Source organism: Glaciimonas soli, assembly GCF_009497155.1.
Classification (GTDB): Bacteria; Pseudomonadota; Gammaproteobacteria; order Burkholderiales; family Burkholderiaceae_D; genus Glaciimonas; species Glaciimonas soli.
Genome location: NZ_WINI01000013.1, coordinates 1 through 1,762, shown reverse-complemented (window position 1 = coordinate 1,762; position 1,762 = coordinate 1). Strand labels below are relative to the sequence as shown.

1 protein-coding gene is annotated in these 1,762 nt (G+C 51.5%); it reads right to left on the bottom strand.

Annotated elements, in window-relative coordinates; all coding sequences use genetic code 11:
* Positions 1-1,762: ImcF-related family protein (locus GEV47_RS19940; RefSeq protein WP_322741699.1), on the bottom strand; the 1,762-nt coding region annotated here is incomplete at both ends.

Below are 1,762 nucleotides of genomic sequence, written 5' to 3'. Positions count from 1 at the left end.
CGCCACTATCAAATTCCAACACCGCCTTACGCGTATCAAACGAAAACTCCATGGTCACTTTGCTATTCGCCACCGGCCCAATCCGCTTTCCTTGTTCCATCAAGTGTTGCATAGCCCACGCACCGCGCATATAGATGGTGGAGGTAGGCACGCTAATACGTGGATTGGCCGTCAGTTCAAGCGACGTGCCACCATACGGGCCAGGCCAGTTGACGGTTAATTGTTCGACAGGGCCATGCACATAGCGCTGTGCCTGCCCATCAAAATTCATATACAGTTCAACAATCGTCGGATCAAGCGATGTGACACTGACGTTAGTTTTCCAGGCCACCGTTTGATTGCCCGGGTTTTGGAAATAGGCTTCGCGGATAGCTTTGGCGTGTGCGAAGAAATCAGGATTGGGACCTTGTTGCACCAGCAGTTTCAGGTACTCACTTAACAGTGTTGGGCTGTTGTTGGTACTCGGTGCGCTATCGTTTGATGCTGTGATACCCAGTATGGCCGCCTGCGCCGGTGTGGGTGTAGTTACCGTGGCTGGGTTGATATAGCGCCATGGTCGGCTACTGGTCTCGACAAATGGTGCCAGCTGTTGCTGGAAGAAGCTATCTGCTGCGCCGCCAGCGGCAAACATCCGTTTGAAGTCATCAATTGCCACTTCGGTCACGCTGGCCGCAAATGGGTAGTGTCCGGCAATACCTGATTGGCAGGGATTGCTCACTTGTTGCGCCATCAATTGGTTGACGCGATCCAGTTTTTCTTGTGCCTGTTTGCGCAACATGATGGAGGCACCATCGCCGATTTTTTGTGTACTGCCATTGACCAATGCAGACAGTATGGTTTTGAATGGCGCTGGTGCGGCGTCGGCTGCTTGTATCAAATTGCGGCTTACCTCTGTATTGTCTGGCGGTAGACCGTTACTGCTTAATGCCGAATCTGCCACCAGCAACGAAGTGAAGTAAGCATTTAATAAACCATTGATGGCAGCAAGACCAGGGATAGGGGCGGCAGTTGATGATTGCCCTGCATCTGTTTCACCGGTAACCACTTGCCGTAGTGCTGCGAAATGACTATCAACTAACTCTTTTTCTAATTGCGATTGCCCGACGCCGAACATCGCACGGCTGCTTTTGCTGATCGTGTCCGATGCTTTGTCTAGCAAATCTCTATCGTTATCGCCGTCGATCTCCAGTTTGCGTGACAAGGTAGTCTCACGTGCAGCCGCTTTTGCCAAACGTGAGAGTGGTGCATCTGGTGCCGCATACATACTGAGTAACTTCACATCGGCTTTGAGATCCTTGCCGGTCACAGTACGGATATCATCGAGAAACGCCGTCCAGCGCTGAGTGTACTCTTGCAGATATTGGCTGCGAATGTCTTTGGTAATCGGATCGTCATCGATAAATTCTTTGGCTTTGTCAGACAGTGGAGCAATCGACTTACCCATTACCCAGGCATCATCCAACTGCGCATCGCGCACGAATTCTGTTAAGCGTGGGTCAAATACCGTGTGATAACCGGCGTAGGTAAAGATGCCCGGTATCCCCTTAGTCAACTGGTTGCCAGATGCTAATGTAAAAACACTATTGGCCTGTGGCCCGACAGCGCGTGCCAGCGTAAAGTCTTGCTGGTTCAGATTAGGCATAGCCGCCATGGTGCGCTGGTACAAACGTTGATTGGCAGGCTTGTCGGCTAAAAAGGTGCGGGCTTGCTGTACCAGATCGGCATTTTGTGGAAGCGCAGATTGCACCACGCGTTCACCTGA